The sequence below is a fragment of the Asaia sp. As-1742 genome, from assembly GCF_011753235.1.
Lineage (GTDB): Bacteria > Pseudomonadota > Alphaproteobacteria > Acetobacterales > Acetobacteraceae > Asaia > Asaia bogorensis_B.
On sequence record NZ_VWWA01000039.1, the window covers coordinates 1 to 3126 of the forward strand.

Below are 3126 nucleotides of genomic sequence, written 5' to 3' on the forward strand. Positions count from 1 at the left end.
TGCCGAAATCGGAGTAGCGGTCGCCTCCCTGTACCCGAAAGTCGCGATCCCACTGGATTTCGGGGTGACCACCAGCACGCTGCATCAGGCGTTCACCACCGCCAGCCTTCTATGGCAACTCGGCGTCACGGCCGGCGAGACGATCTATGCCGGAGGGCGCCGCACCGCGCAGATCGACACGGCGCGCCTGCAAAATGACGCGGCCTGGCTGGGTTACCGGCAGGCCGTGCTCAACGCGCTGCGCGATGTGGAAGACCGGCTCGCCACGATAGGTGATGCCAGCGCAAGAACGTCTTCCATGAACCTCGAACTCGCCTCAGCCCAAGAACGCCTCATGCATACAGAGCGGGAATATCGAAGCGGCGAAGCTTCGCTCCTTACGACGATTGTCAACAGAGACCTTGTGGATCAAATCCACGACCGTGTGATAGCCACGCAGCAGGCTTTGGCGATCAGCGATCTGGCGCTGTACAAGTCATTGGGGGGCGGATGGGAAACGAATTCAACACGCTAAAAGCCACGAAAAGCTCTTGCACCGGATGTACGTGCTTTCTATCGACCGTTACCGGATAATAACTGAACAAGAGTCCTTTTCAATTTAGCCATTCCGTGGCGGCGGGTCGACTTTATGTTCCATAGAAAGAAAACGTCCCGTTGAAAACTTACCTGCGACAGCGACGCGCTGTTATTTCTATTTTCCCGCCCGCAATACGAAGTCGGTAACAGGGACCACCCTAACCCGCTCGTGACGAGAGAATGCGCGGCCCTCGCACTGTCAACTTCTATCATTGTGGCGAGAGGATCGACAGGATGACGTTGAGTCAATGCGTGCATCACGTCGGCACGAATGCCATCGTATACAATAAGTGGGGACGTGTTCAAATCAAAGTCGGCTGACATAATATCAATTACCGACATCCTGCCGTTTTTCAGAATCAGATATGCATAATCGAGTGATTTCACGAGTATAGTTTCGTACCCCGGCAATTTGTGGGGTAATAGCACAATTGCAATATCGATGGTGCCGTGGCGCAGCCTTTCAACGCAGGCCCTCTCACTACCATTCAAAAGCCTTAACCTTGGCAAGGTCGCGGTCAAGGTGCGGAGAAACGGCATAAGCGACTCATCAAAAAGATCGTCCTGTATCAGGAGATCGACCCACCGAACCGTTTTGGAAGGGTTCTGGCTCATCCGCGACCCAATTTCCATCTCCAAAGCATCGAGATGTTCCGCAATCCGCTCGACCAGATCTTCTGCCGCAGACGTCGCCTCGATGCCGGATGGCCCCCTTACAAGCAGGCGCTTTCCATAGAGTGCCTCTATCGCCTGAACGTGCGCTGAAGCGGTTGCTTGGCTGATACCGAGTCTAATGGCAGCCTTTGAGATCGACCCCCAACGGCAAACGTCCACAAACGTTCTGAGCTGGGATAAATAACTCATCCTGCCCCCAAGCGCCGACGTAATCAAAGACGCATTTGACAACACTAAATGTGACGGCCGAAGATCATATATCTTGGGCAAAAAGATCTACTGGGAGGAGGAGCGGGCCGACGGGTGACATAACACACCGTTCAGTCCCGCCCGAATCTTTCCGTTTTTATAAGCAGCACCCGGTCGCGCTGTCAACGTTAATTACCGAACGGCAATCAAAACAAGGCAGTGGATTGCGTCTGACCCAAGCACATCGCTGCCGGCGATTTTGCTCGATTCAAAGGAACGACTGACAAGACCATTAATACGAAATAGGAATATATTTCCTCACACTCCATGACCCTGCCCCATGGAATGTCCTTGTTTTTGAGTAAGGTCTGTCCAACCGGAGACAGGCAATGAAGAGATCACGTTTCACGCAGGACCAGATCATCGGGATACTGAAAGAGCATCAGGCGGGTGCGTCCGCGGCCGATCTGTGCCGCAAGCACGGGATCAGCGATGCGACGTTCTACACCTGGCGGTCGAAATACGGCGGGATGGAAGTATCGGAGGCGCGGCGGCTCAAGGCTCTGGAAGAAGAGAACGCGAAGCTGAAGCGGCTCCTGGCGGAGAGCGTGATGGACGTCTCGACGCTGAAGGACCTTCTGGCAAAAAACTCGTGACGCCCGGCTTGCGGCGCAATGCTGCGACCTGGGCGATTACGGAGCGGGGTTACACGCAACGCCGCGCGTGCCGGTTGGTCGGTATCGATCCGAAGACGTGGCGCTATGCGTCATGCCGCCCGGACGACAAGGCAGCGCGTGCCCGTCTGCGGGAACTGGCGGGAGAGCGGCGCCGGTTCGGGTATCGGCGGCTGCACATCCTGCTCGACCGCGAAGGGATCGCCATGAACCACAAGAAGCTGTTTCGGCTGTACCGCGAGGAGGGTCTGTCGGTCCGCAAGCGGGGCGGTCGGAAACGGGCGCTGGGCACGCGCGCGCCAATGGTGCTGCCCGACGGGCCGAACCAGCGCTGGAGCCTGGACTTTGTGTCGGACGCGTTGAACAGCGGACGGCGCTTCCGGGTGCTGACGGTGGTCGACGACTACACCCGGGAATGCCTCGGTCTGGTCGCCGACACATCGCTGTCGGGCGAACGGCTTGGCCGCGAACTGGACCGGATCGCAGAAAGCCGAGGCTTTCCCATGATGATCGTCAGCGACAACGGCTCCGAGATGACCTCGAACGCGATCCTGGCCTGGCAGGAAAAGCGGTCGGTGTTGTGGCACTATATTGCACCGGGAAAGCCGCAGCAGAACGGGTTCGTCGAGAGTTTCAACGGTCGCTTCCGCGACGAATGCCTCAACGAGCACCTGTTCCGTAATATCGCCCACGCTCGGACGGTCATCGACGCCTGGCGGGCCGACTACAACGCCGTCAGGCCCCATACCAGCCTCAATGGCATGACCCCAGAGGCTTTCGCTCAACATGCAACCAAGGCATATACCAACACACAGACCCTAACTAAAAACAGAGGGCACGTTCGGGGCAGGGTCATCCATTCCCTTCATGTAGACGGTTCAGTCTCCAGTCACTTATCAGCGATATCGTGGAATAAAGTCCGTCGTTCGCACGGAATGAGCGTATCCGCGGGTTGTTAACCATTAACCCCGAAATAAATCGAGCCACCAGGCTCCAGAAGAATTTCGTCGTC

At 56.8% G+C, this 3126-nt stretch carries 3 protein-coding genes; 2 read left to right on the plus strand and 1 reads right to left on the minus strand.

Translation table 11 applies throughout. The features are described 5' to 3' along the window. The coding region (locus F3J08_RS16690) for a TolC family protein (protein WP_166931862.1) at window positions 1-514 on the plus strand (514 nt) is incomplete at its 5' end. A 38-nt stretch (window positions 515-552) separates the two neighbouring features. Here the strand turns inward: F3J08_RS16690 and F3J08_RS16695 are convergent. Next, window positions 553-1440, minus strand: a complete 888-nt coding sequence (locus tag F3J08_RS16695) for a LysR family transcriptional regulator (protein ID WP_166931866.1) — start codon at window positions 1438-1440, stop codon at window positions 553-555. 389 nt (window positions 1441-1829) lie between these two features. Here F3J08_RS16695 and F3J08_RS16700 point away from each other — a divergent pair. Then, a protein-coding gene (locus tag F3J08_RS16700) for an IS3 family transposase (protein WP_370458770.1) occupies window positions 1830-3073 on the plus strand; the annotation gives its coding sequence in 2 pieces (ribosomal slippage) (window positions 1830-2079 and window positions 2079-3073; 1245 coding nt in all). Window positions 3074-3126 lie beyond the last annotated feature (53 nt).